Source organism: Paraburkholderia metrosideri (assembly GCF_904848625.1).
GTDB lineage: Bacteria > Pseudomonadota > Gammaproteobacteria > Burkholderiales > Burkholderiaceae > Paraburkholderia > Paraburkholderia metrosideri.
The window spans coordinates 511,407-529,315 of record NZ_CAJHCP010000004.1 but is presented as its reverse complement, the minus strand read 5'-3'; the positions used below and the strand labels follow the sequence as shown (position 1 = coordinate 529,315).

General features: G+C 60.7%; 11 protein-coding genes. 6 read left to right on the top strand and 5 right to left on the bottom strand.

The window, feature by feature from the left end; genetic code table 11:
- The first annotated feature begins 55 nt into the window (after positions 1–55).
- Positions 56–712, top strand: a complete 657-nt coding sequence (locus LMG28727_RS10940) for a TetR family transcriptional regulator (RefSeq protein ID WP_201642314.1) — start codon at positions 56–58, stop codon at positions 710–712.
- A gap of 18 nt (positions 713–730) precedes the next feature.
- Here LMG28727_RS10940 and LMG28727_RS10935 read toward each other — a convergent pair whose 3' ends face one another.
- On the bottom strand, positions 731–1,720 hold the full coding sequence (locus LMG28727_RS10935; RefSeq protein WP_201642313.1) for a zinc-dependent alcohol dehydrogenase family protein: 990 nt from the start codon (positions 1,718–1,720) through the stop codon (positions 731–733).
- Between the two features lie 41 nt (positions 1,721–1,761).
- Positions 1,762–2,892, bottom strand: coding sequence for an alkene reductase (locus LMG28727_RS10930; RefSeq protein WP_201642312.1), 1,131 nt, complete (start codon positions 2,890–2,892; stop codon positions 1,762–1,764).
- 736 nt (positions 2,893–3,628) lie between these two features.
- Here LMG28727_RS10930 and LMG28727_RS10925 point away from each other — a divergent pair.
- Both LMG28727_RS10925 and LMG28727_RS10920 read left to right on the top strand, forming a co-directional pair.
- Positions 3,629–4,366, top strand: a complete 738-nt coding sequence (locus tag LMG28727_RS10925; protein WP_201642311.1) for a hypothetical protein — start codon at positions 3,629–3,631, stop codon at positions 4,364–4,366.
- Between the two features lie 335 nt (positions 4,367–4,701).
- A complete protein-coding gene (locus LMG28727_RS10920) occupies positions 4,702–5,031 on the top strand; it encodes a hypothetical protein (RefSeq protein ID WP_201642310.1) in 330 nt (109 codons plus the stop codon).
- 597 nt (positions 5,032–5,628) lie between these two features.
- Here the strand turns inward: LMG28727_RS10920 and LMG28727_RS10915 are convergent.
- Positions 5,629–8,286 (bottom strand): GH92 family glycosyl hydrolase, encoded by a 2,658-nt coding sequence (locus LMG28727_RS10915; protein WP_236591702.1) that lies wholly within the window; start codon positions 8,284–8,286, stop codon positions 5,629–5,631.
- Between the two features lie 618 nt (positions 8,287–8,904).
- A complete protein-coding gene (locus LMG28727_RS10910) occupies positions 8,905–10,206 on the bottom strand; it encodes an MFS transporter (protein ID WP_201642309.1) in 1,302 nt (433 codons plus the stop codon).
- 703 nt (positions 10,207–10,909) lie between these two features.
- On the opposite strand from LMG28727_RS10910, the gene LMG28727_RS10905 reads away from it, so the two are divergent.
- Positions 10,910–11,986, top strand: a complete 1,077-nt coding sequence (locus tag LMG28727_RS10905) for a helix-turn-helix transcriptional regulator (RefSeq protein WP_201642308.1) — start codon at positions 10,910–10,912, stop codon at positions 11,984–11,986.
- Positions 11,987–12,088: 102 nt separating this feature from the next.
- Here LMG28727_RS10905 and LMG28727_RS10900 read toward each other — a convergent pair whose 3' ends face one another.
- Entirely contained in the window at positions 12,089–12,742 is a 654-nt protein-coding gene (locus tag LMG28727_RS10900; RefSeq protein WP_201642307.1) for a TetR/AcrR family transcriptional regulator, read from the bottom strand.
- A 166-nt stretch (positions 12,743–12,908) separates the two neighbouring features.
- Here LMG28727_RS10900 and LMG28727_RS10895 point away from each other — a divergent pair, with 166 nt between their 5' ends.
- Both LMG28727_RS10895 and LMG28727_RS10890 read left to right on the top strand, forming a co-directional pair.
- Positions 12,909–14,519: an AMP-binding protein gene (locus tag LMG28727_RS10895; protein WP_201642306.1), complete on the top strand. Its 1,611-nt coding sequence runs from the start codon at positions 12,909–12,911 to the stop codon at positions 14,517–14,519.
- 40 nt (positions 14,520–14,559) lie between these two features.
- Positions 14,560–17,832, top strand: coding sequence for a carboxyl transferase domain-containing protein (locus LMG28727_RS10890; protein ID WP_201642399.1), 3,273 nt, complete (start codon positions 14,560–14,562; stop codon positions 17,830–17,832).
- The last annotated feature ends 77 nt before the right edge of the window (positions 17,833–17,909 follow it).

Below are 17,909 nucleotides of genomic sequence, written 5' to 3'. Positions count from 1 at the left end.
CGGAGCGCCCCGCACGGGGCGCGTTTTAGTGAGCCACGCAGCGGCGCAGCGACAGATGAGAAAGACACGGCAGCAGGCGCAGGAAACGCGCAACCAGATTCTCGACGCAGCCGAGCGTGTGTTCGCCGAGCGTGGCGTCGCGCATACGTCACTGGAGGACGTCGCGGCACGTGCGGGATGCACGCGCGGCGCGATTTACGGGCACTTTCGCAACAAGGGCGAATTGTTCGTCGCCGTGACGAACCGCGTGATATTGCCGATGGAGATGATGGTCGCGGCGTCGGTCGATCCTGGCGAGCCTGACCCGCTCGGCACTATCCGGCAACTTCTGGTGTTCTGTCTCGGCAAGACGGCGGTGGAACCCCATAGCCGCCGCGTGTTCGAAGTATTGCTCACGAAGTGCGAGCACACTCGCGAGATGGACATTGTGTTCGACCGGCAACGCAATGCCACCCGCAATGGCAGAGAACAACTCGAGCTTGCGTTGCGCAATGCGATTGCGAGAGGGCAACTGCCGCCGGACCTGGATGCGGTTCGTGCAGCAGGCGTGGTGCCTGCTTTTATCGGCGGCGTGTTGCGAGACTGGCTGCTGGAGCAGGGATCGATCGTCTTGCCGCGCGATGCAGAATATCTCGCGGATGCCTGCATCGGCATGCTGCGGCATTCGCCTTCGTTGCGGCAGCAATGTGACGATGTGCATTCGATTGAGTAATCTGGCGCGCGGCACGGTTCACACCGTGACGACGATCTTGCCGAACTGGCCGTTGGTTTCCAGATAGCGGTGCACCTCCACCATCTCGTCGAACGTGAACGTACGATCGATGACCGGCTTTAGCGCGCCGCTTTCGAATCCCTTGAGCACATACTCAACGGCTGCCTTGCGGCGCGTCTCGTCTCCGCTCGTCAACCAGATGTTGTGCGCCTTGATGGTGATCATCTTCGCGATCATGTCCAGCACGGGCAGCGGCGTGACTTCTTCGCTGAGCGCGCCATAGATATACGCGATGCCCTGAAAGGACAGCGTCGAAATCAGTCTGGCGAAATTCGGACCGCCGACCGGATCGAACACGACGCGAGCACCCTGGCCACCGGTGATTCGCATGACTTCGTCGACCAGATCTGTTTCGTCGGTCACGACGACGTGGGCGGCGCCCGCATCGAGCAGCTGCTGACGCTTGGCCGCGCCGCGCGTCAGCGCGATAGACGTCGCGCCTGCGTAGTTGGCCAACTGGATTGCCGCCAGTCCAACACTGCTGGAAGCAGCCGGCACGATCACGAAGTCGCCCTTGGTTACTTTTGCGTCTTCGATCAGCGCGCCATAAGCGGTGACGAACATCATCCAGACAGACGCAGCTTCGGCAAACGATAGCGATGCAGGATGTTTGACGACGGCGTGCTCCGGCACGATGACAACTTCACCGTAGGTACCGTACTGATTCATCGAGAATGACGGTATGACGTTGACCTCGTCGCCCGGCGCGAATCCGGTGACGTCGCTGCCCACCGCATCCACGATGCCGGCGGCTTCGTAACCGAGCCCAGCAGGAAACTTGACGGGTTCGATGTACTGGTCGCTGCGCCACATCGCCTCCGCCCGATTGATGCCGATCGCTTTGACTTTGATGCGAACTTCGCCCGGACCGGGTTGCGCTATTTCTGTTTCGATGAATTCGAGAACTTCCGGGCCGCCGGCTTTGGCGAACCTGATTGTGCGTGACATGAAAAGCTCCTGTATGGATGAATGATCGGGCAACATGCAGCTCAGACAACCGGCTCGGCTTCGGGTACAACGCTTTCCGGTTCAACCTGATAAGCGGGGAAATCGGAATAGTGCTTTTCGTCGCCACCCCAGAACGCGGCGCGAACGTACGGGGTCAACGGCAACCCGTGCTTGAGACGATACGGCAAATCCGGATTTGACGAGAAGTGCCGCCCGAATGCGACCAGATCCGCATCACCCGATGTGACGATCGCTTCGGCGCTGTCGCCGTCGAAGCCGCCTGCCGCGATGATCGTTCCGGAAAAATGCGGGCGCAGATAGTGGGTCGCAACAGGCTCATGACCTTCGTGCAGCGTGTCGTCGCCCTTGATGCGCGGTTCGATCACATGCAGGTACGCGATTTTGTATTCGTCGAGCACGGTCGCGACATAGCTGAAGGTGGCTTCGGGGTTGCTGTCGGAGATGCCGCCCCATTCGCCGGACGGAGAGATACGCACGCCGACACGGTCTGCGCCCCATACGGAAATGAGTGCTTCGACCGCTTCACGCAAAAAGCGCACGCGGTTTTCGAGCGAACCGCCATACGCATCAGTGCGCTTGTTGGTGCCGTCCTGAATGAACTGATCGACGAGATAGCCGTTCGCGCCGTGCAACTCGACTCCGTCGAAACCTGCATCGAAAGCGCGTTGAGCAGCGGCCCGGAATTCCTCGATGATGCCGGGGATTTCTTCGATGTCGAGTGCGCGATGGGGTGAGGCCGGCACGAAGCCGTCTTTCGTCAATGCAACGCCTTCGAACGGAACGACGGAAGGGGCGACGGGATCGACACCGCCCGTCATCTCGACGTGGCTTTGACGTCCACCGTGAATCAGTTGCATGAATACGCGGCCGCCTTTGGCGTGAACGGCTTTGGCAATCGCTTCCCAGCCGGCGATCTGACCATCGTGGTAGAAGCTTGCGGCGCCCAGATACGAGCGGGCAGTCACGGAAATGCTGACGCCCTCGATGATTTCGAGGCCGCCTTCGGACGCGCGCTGACCGTAGAAGTCGGCCATCATCGGGCTCGGAATGTCGCCGGGTTGAATGGTGCGCAGGCGGGTCATCGGGGCGAGAACAACGCGGTGCGCGAGGGTGTAAGCGCCGACCTTCGTTGGGGTGAACAAGTTAGCCATGATCTTTCCTTTATCGGGTAGTGAGTAACAGAGTGCGTTTCGCGCTAACCGCTCAGCCGTGGCACCGTGCCTTTTCAAGCATCGGTGCGTTGCCGGGCGATGAACTCGTCGACGGTCGGACTGGTAGCTCGTGCATTTTTAGATCCTCTGCGATATAGATGAAACGCATGGGACGTAAGTGAGTGCGGAGCTTTGGTTCTGTGTCGATGAGCATTGCGATGCCGCCTGACAGGTAATGTAGGCTCGACACGCGAGAATTAAAAAGACTTTAGAAGCGGGGCGGCATGCCTGAAAGGCATGGCCTGCCATGAGCTTTCGCGAGTGGGGCGGTAGCGTTGAGGGTGTGCTGTCCTTGGGCGAAGCGATCGTCAGCGTTGGTGCGACGTGCGCATGCAGTCAGCGGACCCAGCGAATGACTCGCGTGAGACCAGGTGTCTGAAGCAGAGCGATTGGATCGTCGCGAATGGGGACTGCCAGATCACGCAGCAGTCGGCCCACTCAACCCCTTCGTCAGGCGACCAGGTTTGGACACTTAGGCATCCATCGCAATCCAACCTTAGATACTCGCGCCGGTACGCGACGGCTGGCAGAATGAGCGTATAAGCACCGCTGATGGCGAATGCCATAAAGAACGTTGACGATCGGATTACGATTGAATGACAACGCGCAGTTGCCCATCAATGTGTGCCGAAAACGTAGCTAAAATCGTCCGCTTGATATCTTCGGGGAAAGTAAATTGAATAAGAAAACAATTGCCTTACTGCTGGCCTTCAGTGCGCCTGTTCTGGCCGTGGCGCAGACGATTACTGCGCCCACGCTAAAAGAAGGCGACACGTGGACCTACGTCGACACGGTTGAAACCGGCCCGACGGGATTTCGTCAGACTCACGACGCGATCACGGTGCAGCGCGTCACCGACTCGCACATCTACATTGCGTCGAAGCAGGCGGGATCCCCTAGCGAAGGACCTGAAGTCATTGTCGACGCCGACTGGAGCCGGACCCGTGAGATTAGCGGCAGCGAAGTCGTTGTGAATAAGCCGTTGGCGTTTCCGCTGCAGGCAGGCAAGACCTGGAAGGTCCAGTACACCGAGCCGCATCCGAGCGGCAACGTAAAGCTCAGTTCGGCAACGTGGACGACGAAATACAAGGTGGTTGGCTACGAGGATATTCAAGTGCCGGCCGGCAAATTTCGCGCGCTGAAAATCGAAGCAGAAGGCGACTGGCGTGGCGAGCTGGCACCCACGAACACGGTCGTTCAGGCAGCCCAGACACAGCCGGGTCAGACGACGCTGATTACACAGGCGCGGCGAGTCACGCCTGAAGCCACAGCCGGCAGCACCTACAAAGCGTTCTGGTATGCGCCTGAAGTGGGTCGCTGGGTGAAGTCTGTAGAGGAGTATTACGGCAGCAATGGCGTACGCAGCCAACGTTTTTCCAGCGAACTCGAATCCTACAAGGTCGGCGGGTCGTAACGCGCTGATTGCAGTCGGTTCAATGCGGTCAGCGGAGGTTGAGCAGCCGTGTGCCTTCTCTTTCTCGACGTCGTTACTCTGACACAAGTGGCAACTTGTTCCGCGGCATCGCGCGTATTTGCGAACAAAAATTTGCAGGCCGGCCGTGCTTGGCGTCAATGGGCATGCTTATGTGAATCGCGCCGCAGCGGGGAGCCAGGCTGCTTTGCGCCCGTTGCGGCACCACTTAATTCTCTGCGGATAACAGCACGGGGCACGGTGATTGCTGAATTCATGGTCAAGCAGGCGTTGATCGTCTGCGTCGATAGTCCAGTTCAATTAAGGAGGAACGGATCATGATTAAGGCAACCAGCACATTGATCGCAGCCGTCGCCGCACTTGCCCTGTCGGGCGGTGCTTATGCACAGTCGGCTGGCGATGGCGGCGCGGGCGGTGCGACGAGCGGTTCCGTTAGCCATGGCAGCACGGCCACCCCGATGCCGAACCAGATGAACAATACAACGAGCGGCTACGGCACGCCAGGATCGCCGAATTCGGATAGCGGCATGAGCGGGTCGCAAAACAAGAGCATGAACGGTAATGCGACTTCCGGCACGAGCGCTCCGAAGAGTAACAATACGCTTGCGACCCCGAGCACCGTGTCTCCGGCGGCTAACGGCAATTAAGGACGACGACCGGGTGCCAGGCAGTGCGAGCGGGTTGTGACGGAGTACTTTAGTCGGGTTGGATACTTGTTGATCCGACTGCCTGCACCGCTGCATGCCGTAGAGAATCGAGCGTCACGGAGAGTTAGATCTTCGTGACGCCTCGTCGTCATGAATGGAATGCGTCGTCAATGCCGCTGGAGCGTAAGCATGCCACGCGCCGATACGATCGCAGGAGATTCGTTGACGCGCGTTGCGTTTGTAGTGGCGGACATCCTCTGTAGATCTTTCAAAGACCGGCAGTTGAAGTCCAGATCTGCCGCGCGTCGTAAGAAAGAAAGGCTGCTGCCTTCACAGGCAGCGGCCTTTTGTTTTTTTCGGAGTAGTCGCCATCGCCGGATCTAACCTCTTCTCTAACGCAGGCCGAAATCGCCGTGATGGGTGCGCTAGTCGAAAGACTGACGCCTGCGGAATGCGCGGTGCGCAACGGCGTCAAGTTCAGCACGGTTTGAAGTCAGATCATGGCAGTCATCTCGCAAGGACGCGTACGCGTCGAATGACGAAGATTGCTTTACTGTTGAATGCTTCCCCGGCGGGGCCGGGGAAGCATTTTTGGCACTATTGAGTCGCCGTCACGCCAGAAGCACTGGAAGGTGCTGCGACGCTCTTCGTGTAATCGGCGTTAGGTCCCGACGGAGGAGTGAGATTGGCGGCTGTGCCCCAATTGGTCGGTGTCGCTGACAGGGTATAGGAGAGCGTACCGCCATTGGCGATCTGGGCGAGCGGCAGCCACGAACCGTTGTAAGTCTGCCCATTCAACTTCAGTTCCTTGATATAGGGAGCATTGTTCAGCATCGCCTGCTGGTCGGTCTCGATACGCAGTTTCTTGCCGTTGCCAAGCCATACCGTCATGCCGGAGAACTGCGGCGTGGAAATCGCCATACCCGGTGCGGAAGGAACGACAGGATAGAGTCCGAGCGTGGCCCACACATACCAGGTGGATGTCGCCCCCAGATCATCATTGCCGGGCAGGCCTCCAGGCGAAACCAGAAAAGCCTGCTTCATGATCTGCGGAATGATGTACTGCGCGGATTGCGGCGAACCGGTCCAGTTATAAGCCCACGGATCAACCAGCGAAGGTTCGTTGCCGATATAAAACTGATTGCTGTTCATACCGCCGTTCAACGCGCTGACCGGCGGCGCAGAAGCGGGCGGAAAGCCTGCGCTTCTATCGATGCCGAACAGGTTGTCGAGTCGCGTAATCGCAGCGCTATTGCCGCCGATCGCCGCTATCACCGCCGTATAGTCATGTTCGATGTCCCAGAAATATTGCGGTTCAGTACCTTCGTGGAACAGCGTGCCAGGGCATGCAGAGTTGCAGCCTGCATTGGCATTGGTCGTGAACTGGCCAGATGCATTGAGAGCCTGAAGGGTGTTCGTTTGCGGATTAAGAATGTTTTTCCAATTCCCGGCTCGCTGGAAGAAACTGTTGATGGTGGTCTGATCCGTACCGGCAGTGGGGAGAGCAGACAGAAACGCGGCGACAGAGCGGTCAGCCGTAACCATTTCAATCGTCACCGACGACGTGTGGAACGGACTGCTCGCAGGCGTTGCAGTTGCGATAAACCCGCTGTTCAACCAGTTGGGAATCACGCTCGCGTCATTGCTGGTCGATACGCGCCCGACGCTCAGCATATTGTTGCAACTGCTGGTCGGGTCTGTCTGACTCTGGATCAGATAGTTTCGCGCCGTTGCCGTGTCGAAATTCTGCGCGCCGAAAGCATACGCGGCGGCAACCAGGCTCGGTGCGTGATTGCCTTCCATCGGCTTGGTATCGTCACTGCCGTCGACCCAATGAGGAAGCGCCCCGCATTGCTTCGCATCGGCCACGAGCGATTGAACCGTGTCGCTGGATATTCCCGGAAACAGCAGGGCCTGCAATTGCGTGAGTGAACGATAAGTATCCCAGATTGAATAGCTGGAATAGTGCGCGGCCGGCACGACAGTCTTGCCATTGGTACCCTGGAAGGTATCGTCCTTCGAGATATTGGCCGTGGCTCTCACTGGAAATGAACTGCCGTCATTCTCGCTCAGCGATGCCTGCTTCATGCTGCGATAGTCGCCGTTCACGTCGCTGTAAACCGTCGGGCCGCTAAACGCGCGATAGAACGCCGAGTAAAACTGCGTCAGATTATTTTTCGCGATGGTTTGTTGCGACGCGCTTAGCGCTGCAAGGTTCTGCGGGTCGGCGACATCCACCTGGATCGTGTTCAGGCTGTTTTCCCAGATCGTGTCTGTATTGGCTGCCACCGCGTCAAAATCCCAGCCGGAATTTTCTGCGATGAGATTGGCTTTTGCATTGGCCACACTGACAGACGAGATGCCGACTTTATACAAGACCGCATTCGTCTTGCTCGCCGTCAAATCGAATTGCAGGATCGCAACGCCATTCTTGCTCGATGATGCCGACGTCACAGGAGTATCGAATTGCGCATAAAAATAGACCGGCTTGTTCCACGTGCCACCGCAAAACGATCCGACGATGCTCGTACCTGACACGGTCCGATTGGCTGCATCAAGCGTGATCGTGCCTGGACGGCTTCCGCTAGTGTGATTGTCGGTAGACACGGTTGCGTCGACGACGAGCAGCGCATTGGACTTGCTGCTGGCAGGATAGGTAATCCGCGCCATACCCGTGCGCGTCGTGGCCGTCAGCTCGCTCGTCACGCCATTGCTGGCCATCACCTTGTAGTAGCCGGGGCGCGCAGATTCGTTGGCGTGATCAAACTTGCCGGACCCGTCGCCGATCACAATATTGTGGCCTTGATTGGCCGGATCTATTTGAGCGGATGAAACGGAGGGCAGGAGCCCGCCACCGCCGCCCTGGCCCGAGCATCCAGGGCCGTTCAAGTGTGTCAGGCTAAAGAAGCTGATCGTCGAATCGGTGTACGCGTAGCCGCCTGGCGTTCCCGACGCGGTGTCGGGGCCAAAGTTGACCATGCCAAACGGAACCTGGGCGCCGGGGGTGGTATTACCCGAAAAGCCGCCGCCTGTTGTCGCCACGTCGGTGCCGACAAAAACGTTGACATAGTTGGTTAACGGCAAATTGACGCGTTGCGCATCCGCTGGTGGTGTTGTGCCGGTGTTCCCATTCCCCGGCGCGGTATTCGTGTCGCCCGGGTTCGTGCCGGATTGCGTTGGATGATCGTCTCCGCCACAGCCTGCGAGTGCGGCGACACTCGTCAGGACTATTGCGAGCTTCAGCAGATTTTTCAAGTTCGTCTCCTTTTTCTTTATTGAATACATTGGGTAATGCCGTCATCACGCGTGAATTGAAATGATCGGGTTAATACTTATATCGACGATATTTCAACCGTATTCCACGAGCGATAAGTTTTGCTCATGCCAGGCAACAGGAGGGCGCACCCGACGTCAGTCTGATCTGCCAATGCAGAGTTGGGATATAGGCTGACGAGTGCGCCGGCCAATGGTCGGCGTACTGGGCTGGCAAGGCAGGCGTCGCGTATCTGCACCCTCGCAGGGTTAAATGATGAGCATATTTATTCGCTATTGTTTAGTAAATGTCATAAACATTTATTCTGCATTTTTTTGGCAGATAAATAGGGTGTGCACGAGTCTAGACGGATGAAATATGCCGTGTCAACGCTGTTGTTTAATGCGTATGTTTATTGAATTTACTAAACAGCGTAGTTATCCTGATTTTGGATGATTTTTTAATTGGCGCTGCGGTAAATATTGCTATAACCGATTAGAGACGCTGATAGCAAAGAGACGGCTTCGGGCGCGAGGGAACGCCGGAAACCGGAAAAAGGAAGTGAGAAGTGAATGAGTTGCAACAGCGTGGAACTCACGCTTCGATGCAATGAACAGGCGCTACGTGTCCGCAGAAGACCGTTGTTCCCGGAACCGCACCAGCGCACAAAAGTTCACCACGCACGCGAGCGTGACATACCACGCCGCCGACATCGGATTGCCTGTCAATTTGATCAATCCCGTCACGATAAATTGCGCGGTCCCGCCAAAGACCGCGACGTGCAGCGCGTGAGAAACCGCCATGCCGGTGGCGCGCACTCGCGAAGGAAAGGCCTCCAGCACAAGCAGAGTGCCGGTGACAGCGCTGAGCGCCACCATCACGCTGATGAGCGCGACGCCGCATAGAATGGCTAGCGTGCTGGTCGCATGACCGATGATCAGAAAGACCGGATAGATCAGGCAGATCATGCATGCCGAGGCAGTCAGCGCGAGTGGCTTGCGGCGCGGCAAACGGTCAATGAGCCCGCCCGCCAGCGGAGGAATCACCACCAGCACCAGCGCAGACAGCGCGGACGCCAGATATCCTGTCCTGGCCGGCATGTGCATGATGCGAGTTGCATAACTCGGCATGTAATAGACGATTACGTAGACGGGGATGGTTTGTCCCATCAACATCGCCAGCGCTATCGTCGCCCGATGCTGACGAAACAGTTCGGCGACGGGGCCGCTCGCAGATCTGGTGGTGCGCGTGTGCGGCGTGGCGTCAGGAAGCCGGCAGCGAAGATAGAGGCCAACCGGGGCGATCAGCAGACCGACCAGGAAAGGAATGCGCCACCCCCAGGCGCTTAGCGCTGCGGGCGGCAACATGCTGGTCAGCAGCAGGCCAGACGTAGCGCCCATCAGCGCGGCTGCGCCCTGGCTGCTGAGTTGCCAACTGACGCGATAGCCACGACGCGATACCGGACTTGTCTCCATCACGAAGGCCGCCGCCACCCCAATGTCGCCGCCGACAGCAAAGCCCTGCAACAACCGGCCCGCAAGGACGATCAGCGGCGCGGCCACACCGATGTCGGCAAACGGAGGACACAGGCCGAGCGCGGCTGTTCCGACGGCCATCATCCAGCAGGTTCTCGTCAATGCCGCGCGGCGCCCTTTGCGGTCCGCGTAGGCGCCGATCATGAGGGCGCCAAGCGGGCGCATGAAAAAGCCGATTCCGAACGTGCCGACGGACCATAGCAACGAAGTCAACGGATCTTTCGCCGGAAAGAACTGTTCTCCAATCACCACCGCGAAGAATCCGAAGACAGTGAGATCGAACATCTCCAGGCCGGTCACCAGCGAAGCCGCGACAACGGTGCTGAAGTGTTTTGGGGAATCCTGGCGGGTGCCGGATGATTGCTCGGCGGATGAGACGGGAAGCATGCAGATTCTGTGATGTGCGATTGATATTGACGAGCGAGTGGCCGATTGAAACCGTTCACTTGCTGCGCGAGGCGTTGCACGATACCACGTGCGGATACTATTCATCGCAGTGCAAACGGAGCGCACGCCGTGACCAACCGCCGATAAGTATCACGACACAAGGGCAAAATTTTTGCGGTAATTGCGCAATCGTTTGCGTGTTTTGGTGAAGCGGCTTTGCACGGCTTTCGGAGCCGCTTCAGTTCGATCTTCGCGCGGACACATCAATCCTGCGTTCACCGTCTAAAAACTCTAAGGGGGAATGTTTCCGAAATCGCGACTTCGACGCAACACGTCATGCGAGGCTCTATCGTTATAATAAACAACGCATTCATAGGCCTGCCAGCCCGGCTGGAATCGTCGAGCGGGGTGGCTTTCCGGCAAAGGTGAAGCGAAGTTTGACGAGTCCGGTTGTCCAGCTTTGCCCGTGTGCTTTCGCGGAATGCGAAGCAACGGCCCGTCCACACGTCTGTCTGTCTGCGATAAACCTGGATGCAGGCAAAGCCTAAAGTCTGACCCGTGTGACGATGCAACTGGACCAACCGTTCACTGAGGTTCCGCTGCGCCGCCGCCATCTCACCCTTCACGCCAGTTTCTCCGTTTTATGAACGATCGAGCCCGACGTCATTCACCTGTTGGTGGAACCGTCCCCCATCCCTGTATCGTGAACACCCGGTTCAGCACGCGTGGGCTGCCGCGGCATCAGCAGGCGCTTGCGTGGCGCGATCGCGTGGGCCATGTGATCGACATGCTGCCTTCCAGAGAACAGCTTGAAAATGGCCTCGGGGCGGAGATCCGCTTCTTTAGCGTAAGCGATCACGTTTTTACCGACGCGTCGACTGACGCAATGGTGCTCGACCGATCACTGGGGCGGGTATCGAAAGATTCGCGGCGCGACATCGCATTTCATCTCTATGTGGGCGGCGCGACCGGTCGCGTAAGCGCGTCGCAAAGCAGGCGTAGCGGAGTCGATCACTTTGACCGCGGTATCGTCGCGTTCGACCTGGGCCAGACTTTCAAAATGGAACGGCCGACGTGCCGCGTGTTGACGGTCTTCATACCGCGCGCTGTCGTCGACGCTGTGCTGGTCGACGGCGCCGACTCGATTCACGGGCGAATCGTGCCGGATGCAACGCCGTTGACCGCGCTGATCTTTGATCACATCGCCGCGCTGGCGCAGGCGATTCCTTCTGCCACACCGGCTCAGGCCGTCGAGATGCTCGACATCGCACGAAGGCTGCTGATCGAGGCTCTGGGTGTGGGTTCGAAGCGCCGAGGCTCGGCTCGTTCGGCGGTCCAGGCGGCGATCATCGCGCAGGTGCGCCGGCATATCGACGCCCATCTGGACGACGCGGCTCTGACGCCCGCGAGCGTCGTCGACGCTCTGGGGCTCAAGCGTGCCACGGTTTACCGCTGGTTCGAGGACGAAGGCGGCCTCGCCACCGTGATCCGCAATCGGCGCCTGCGTGCAGCGGCGAACGACTTGATCCGCTTTCCGCATATGAAGATCGTGGAGATTGCGTTCGGCCTGGGGTTCAAGAGCGCGTCCGATTTCGCGCGGGCCTTTCGCCGCGCCTTCGACATGAGCCCGCTCGACATGCGGGTCCGCGCGCTCGACCTGCAACATGTGCGCGAATGGGACCGTGGCGAAAACGGTCTGTTCATGTCGGGCGGCGAACGCGTCGACCGGTCTTTGGTGTCTTCTTTGCTCCAGGGCGAAGCCGGGCGCGTTAGCGCTTGACGAGCCATCCTGACCCGGCGCGAAGCCGTGCGTCGGGGGCGGCCCAGCCAGGCCACGCTTCAGTGAAAATCAGCGTATCTCAAGCCTTGTCACTGCGCGGATTCAGCGCGCAGGTTTGCGGCGGGTTTTGCGCAACCCCAGCGCGCGGCATGCGATCTGTACCAGTTCCGGAACGATTGCGTCGACGTCGAGCCGGCCTTGCGGCTTGTACCACATATACAAAAACCCCGACACGCTGCACGCGGCCTGCGCCGTCACGCGCGTTTCGTTGAAATCGAACCACCCATCGTCGCGGCCCTGTTCGAGCAGCGCGCACAGACGCGTATAGAAATGCTCGGCAAGTTGATGCTGTTTCTCCAGGTATTCGGGACGGTACGCCTGCGGCTCGCGCGCCGGGAAAAACGAACTCGGGTAATGCTCGATCGTCGCGCGGATCAATTGTTCGATGCCGGCAATCACTTTCTCGTGCGCGGGGCGCAGATCGTCGGCGGGGAAATCCAGCACGGTGAAGCAGGCGACCGCCGGTCGCCACGACAGCGTCTCGAAGATCTCCTGCTTGTTACTGAAATAGTAGTAGACGAACGGCTTGGTCACGCCGAGCGCCTCGACGATCTGGTGAACGGTCGTGTCCGCATAGCCCTGCATGGCGAACAGTCGTTCGGCGGCATCGAGAATGCGCTCGCGCTTTTCATCGGTGCCCAACGTCGCGACACGTTGACGGCCTGTTCTTGAAGGGAGAGTCGGCGATTTTTTCATACTCGTCGGTATAATATTGATACTGTCTGGTATATTTTAATGAATGCCGTCGCGCCAGGTCCAGGTTGCCGCCTGCGGCGTTCCGTTCGCCGGCATATCACTGCAAATGCATAAGACCGGGGTCAATGCTGCGGCATGCATTCCGGCTGAGACAGGAGACGATCCGATGGACGAAGTCACCCCGCATGCCCAGCCACTTCACGAAATGCTGCGCCATCATGCGCGCACGATGCCGTCCCGCGCGGCGCAGATCTGGTACGGACGCACGATTACATGGGCGGAACTCGACGCGATGAGCGATGCGTTCGCGGCTCGCCTGCAGGCGCTTGGCGTCGAAAAAGGCGAGCCGGTCGCCCTGTTCATGAACAACTGTCCGCAGTACGTGGTCGCCCACTACGGAATCCAGAAGATCGGCGCAGTGGTGTGCCCGTGCGGTCCGTTGAACAAGGAGCACGAACTCGCCTATCAACTCGGCGACCTGCGCGCCCGCGTGATCGTCGCGGCTGACGTGCTGTTGCCCATTGTGGATAAAGTTCGAAGTCAGACTGAGTTGCAGCATGTGTTCGTGGTCCGCTACGGCGATCTGCTGCCGGATGAGCCCGATATTCCGGTGTTCGCCGAGTTGCTCGACATGCGGGCGCGGGCGGTGCCGGTGCCTGCCGGTTGCGAGGATCTGCTCGAAGTGGCTCGCTCGGGCGCGCGGCCCACGCCGGTCGACGTCGGTCTGGACGACCTCGCGCTGATGACCTATACGTCCGGTTCGACGGGTCTGCCGAAGGGTGCGATGCTGACTCACGGCAACACGCTATTCAAGATTTCGTCCGCCTCGAAGATCACCGGAAATGGGCCCGACGACGTGATGCTTGCGGTCGCGCCACTCTATCATATCGCCGGCATGAACAATGGCGTCTACGCGCCGGTCTGCACCGGTGCGACCTGCGTGCTGATGTACCGTTTCGATCCCGCCACGGTCGCGCTCGCGCTCGAACGTTATCGCATCACCTACTGGTACAGCATCGCGCCAATGAACGTTGCGCTGATGCAGTTGCCCGATGCGCGCGAGCGCGACTGGCGCGCGCTGCGGCGTAATCCCGTTACCAGCTTCGGGATCGCCTATACGGAAACGCTGGCGAACCAGTGGCGCGAATTCGCGCCGAACTGCATCTCGGCAGAAGCCGCCTACGGACTCAGTGAAACCCATACGTCCGACACCGCGATGCCGACCGATGCGATCCGCTGGGGCACGCATGGCAAGCCGTTGCCCGGCAACGAAATCCGCATTGTCGATCCGGCGACGGGTGCCGCTCTGCCGGTCGGCGAGGCTGGCGAGATCACGATTCGCGGGCCGGGTAATTTCAAGGGCTATCTGAACAAGCCGGAAGCAACCGCCGCGACGCTGCGCGACGGCTGGGTTCATACCGGCGACATGGGCCGCTTCGATGCCGACGGCTACCTCACTTTCCTTGGCCGCTTCAAGGAAATGATCAAGGTCTCGGGCTATAGCGTGTTCCCCGAGGAAGTCGAGGTTCTCCTGATCAAGCATCCGGCGGTGGCGCAGGCGGCGGTCATCGCGAAGCCGGACCCGGGCAAGGGCGAGGTGGTGTGTGCGTTCATCGTCAGGAGACCGGGTGCGGATGTCACTGCCGACGCGCTGACTGCATGGGCCCGCGACAACATGGCGGCGTACAAGGTGCCGCGCGACGTGCGCTTTATCGACGCGTTGCCTGCGACCGGTTCCGGCAAGGTGCTGCGGCGCATGCTGAGAGATCTGCTCTAACCGTTTCTTCCCGATAGATTCCGCCGTCATGACCCAACCTCTGTTCAACAAAGTTCTCGTCGCAAATCGCGGCGAAGTCGCGCTGCGGATCGTGCGCGCGTTGCGTGAACTGGCCATCGCCAGCGTCGCTGTCCATGCGGAAGACGACGTTCACGCGCCCCATGTCAGCGCGGCCGACGCATCGGTCGCGCTGGGTGTCGCGGGGCCCGCCGCCTATCTGGACGGCGCGCGGCTGATCGCGATCGCGCGCGAGCACGGCTGCGACGCGTTGCATCCCGGCTACGGCTTTTTGAGCGAACGCGCCGATTTCGCCGCCGCATGCACGGCCGCTGGATTGCGCTTCATCGGCCCCACGCACGAGCAACTCGCGCTGTTCGGCGATAAGGCCCGCTCGCGCACGCTCGCGGAACGCTGCGGCGTGCCGGTGATGCCGGGCAGCCAGCAGGCCGTCACGCTCGAAGAGGCGCAGGCGTTCTTCTTCGCGCAGCGCGGCGCGGGTGTGATGGTCAAGGCGATCGGCGGCGGTGGCGGGCGCGGGATGCGCGCGGTGGCGTCGATCGACGATCTGCCTGCCGCATACGAGCGCTGCCGTAGCGAGGCAAAAGCGGCGTTTGGCGTAGACGGCGTGTACGTCGAACGGCTGATGTCCGGCGCACGCCATATCGAGATCCAGATCGTCGGCGATGGTCACGCGGCGCTCTCGCTCGGCGAGCGCGAATGCACGTTGCAGCGGCGCTTCCAGAAGGTGGTCGAGATTGCGCCGAGCCCGTCGCTCACTGCTGCGCTTCGACAGCGGATCGTCGCCGACGCACTCGGGATGGCGCGCGAGGTTCGTTACGAAGGGCTAGGCACGTTCGAGTTTCTGGTCGACCTGACATCGGAAGATCTCCCGTATGTGTTTATCGAGGCGAATCCGCGTCTGCAGGTCGAGCATACGATCACCGAGGAAGTGACTGGCATCGATCTGGTACAGACACAGATCGCGATCGCCGCCGGCGAACGGCTCGCCGATCTCGGCCTCGACCCCGCTGCGCCGCCGGCACCGCGCGGTTTCGCGATTCAATGGCGGATCAACGCAGAGACACTCGACGCGCAAGGCAATGCGCAGCCGGGCAGCGGCACGCTAACGCGCTTCGACTTGCCAGCCGGGCCGGGTATTCGCGTCGATACGCACGGCGTTGCTGGCGGCTCGCCGTCGCCGCATTACGACACGTTGCTCGCGAAGCTGATCGTGCATGCACGCGCGCCGTCGTTCGAGGCGGCGCTGCGCCGCTCCGCGCGCGCGCTCGCCGAATTCCGGATCGCGGGCGTGGCGACCAATCTGCCGCTGCTGCGCGCGCTTGCCGCCCATCCGGCGATGACGAGCCAGCAGGTCCATACGCGCTGGCTCGAAGCTGCGTTACCGGCGTTGCTCGATGCGGCGCGCGAACAGGAAGATCTCGTGGAACGGGCCGAACACGTGGCGCCTGGCGCCTCACAAGCCGGTCATCCGGACGCGCCCGAGCATGCGGTGCTTGCGCCGATGCCAGCGCGCGTCGTGCAGTTGTCGGTGTCCGAAGGCGATATCGTGGCGGCCGATGCGGAACTCGGCGTACTCGAATCGATGAAGATGGAACATCTGCTGCATGCGCCGCACGCGGGCCGCGTGACGTCGATTCTTGCGGCGCCCGGCAGCTATCTCGCGCAGGGGCAGACGCTGCTGGTGCTGGAGCCGGTCGACATGGCCGAGGTGCAAACCGCGACGGCCGATGCCGCGCATGATCCGGACCGGGTCCGCGGCGATCTGCAGAAGGTGCTGGACCGGCACGCGCTGACGCTCGACGCCGCGCGCCCGGACGCGATCGCGAAACGTCGCGCCCGTGGCGGGCGCACGGCGCGCGAGAACATCGCGGATCTGTGCGACGACGGTAGCTTCATCGAATATGGTGCGCTTGCAATCGCCGCGCAGCGCAGCCGTCGCACGCTCGACGACCTGATCGCCAACACACCGGCAGACGGCATCGTCACCGGCATTGGCAGCGTGAATGGCGCGCTGTTCGGTGCAGAGCGCGCACGCACGACAGTCATGTCGTATGACGCAACGGTACTGGCGGGCACGCAAGGTTTTTTCAATCACGCGAAGACCGACCGGTTGCTCGAACTGACGCTGAAGCAGAAGTTGCCTGTCGTACTGTTCGCCGAAGGTGGCGGCGGACGGCCAGGCGATGAATCGGCGCGGGGCCCCGGGCTCGATGTCCGCACGTTCGCGAGCTATGCCGCGTTGTCGGGGCAGGTGCCGGTCGTCGGTATTGCGGCGGGGCGATGTTTCGCGGGGAACGCGGCGCTGCTGGGCTGCAGCGACGTGATTATCGCGACACGCAACAGCAACATCGGCATGGGCGGCCCGGCGATGATCGAGGGCGGTGGCCTGGGCGTGTACACGCCGGAGCAGATCGGCCCAAGCCCCGTGCAGTACGCAAACGGCGTGATCGACGTGCTGGCCGATGACGAGTGCGACGCGGTGGCCGTTGCGCGCCGCTATCTGGCTTTTTTCCAGGGCGAGACGAAGGAGTGGCATGCGCCCGATCAGCGTGGTTTGCGCCATGTGGTGCCTGAGAACCGGCTGCGCGTCTATGACACGCGCGCGGCAATGACGGGTCTCGTCGACGAGCACAGCCTGCTGATGTTGCGCAGCGGATTCGGCATTGGCATTCATACCGCGCTGGCGCGAATCGAAGGGCGCCCGGTCGGGTTGATCGCGAATAATCCGCTACACCTGGGCGGTGCAATCGACGCTGACGCAGCGGACAAGGCGGCGCGCTTCATGCAACTGTGCAACGTCTACGGACTGCCGATCGTGAGCCTCGTCGACACACCCGGATTCATGGTCGGCCCGGAGGTCGAGACGACCGCTCAGGTGCGGCATGTGAGCCGGCTGTTCGTGACGGCGGCGCATTTGCGCGTACCGGTGTTCGCGGTCGTGCTGCGCAAGGGTTATGGACTGGGTGCGATGGGGATGACAGCGGGCGGCTTTCATGGCGCGATGTTCACCATCAGCTGGCCGACCGGCGAGTTTGGCGGGATGGGGCTCGAAGGTGCGGTGCGGCTGGGGTATCGCAAGGAGCTGGAGGCGCTGCCGCCAGGCCCCGAGCGTGATGCGCTGTTCGATAAGCTGCTCGCGCGGCAGTACGAGCGCGGCGCGGCGCTGAGCATGGGGGCGACGCTCGAAATCGACGCGGTTGTCGATCCGGCCGAGACCCGCGCGTGGCTCGTGCGCGGACTGGCGTCGGCGAAGATTGGCGAACGCGTGATGCCGTTTGTCGATACCTGGTGAACACCTGGTAACGTTGCTGAGCGCGAGCCGATGCTCGCGCTCAGTTCCGCGCGCTTGCTCGGCTTACGCGCGGCTCA

Coding starts and splice junctions, on each gene's coding strand:
- LMG28727_RS10940 (WP_201642314.1), top strand. CDS start 56: ATGAGAAAGACACGGCAGCAGGCGCAGGAAACGCGCAACCAGATTCTC.
- LMG28727_RS10935 (WP_201642313.1), bottom strand. CDS start 1,720: ATGTCACGCACAATCAGGTTCGCCAAAGCCGGCGGCCCGGAAGTTCTC.
- LMG28727_RS10930 (WP_201642312.1), bottom strand. CDS start 2,892: ATGGCTAACTTGTTCACCCCAACGAAGGTCGGCGCTTACACCCTCGCG.
- LMG28727_RS10920 (WP_201642310.1), top strand. CDS start 4,702: ATGATTAAGGCAACCAGCACATTGATCGCAGCCGTCGCCGCACTTGCC.
- LMG28727_RS10910 (WP_201642309.1), bottom strand. CDS start 10,206: ATGCTTCCCGTCTCATCCGCCGAGCAATCATCCGGCACCCGCCAGGAT.
- LMG28727_RS10900 (WP_201642307.1), bottom strand. CDS start 12,742: ATGAAAAAATCGCCGACTCTCCCTTCAAGAACAGGCCGTCAACGTGTC.
- LMG28727_RS10895 (WP_201642306.1), top strand. CDS start 12,909: ATGGACGAAGTCACCCCGCATGCCCAGCCACTTCACGAAATGCTGCGC.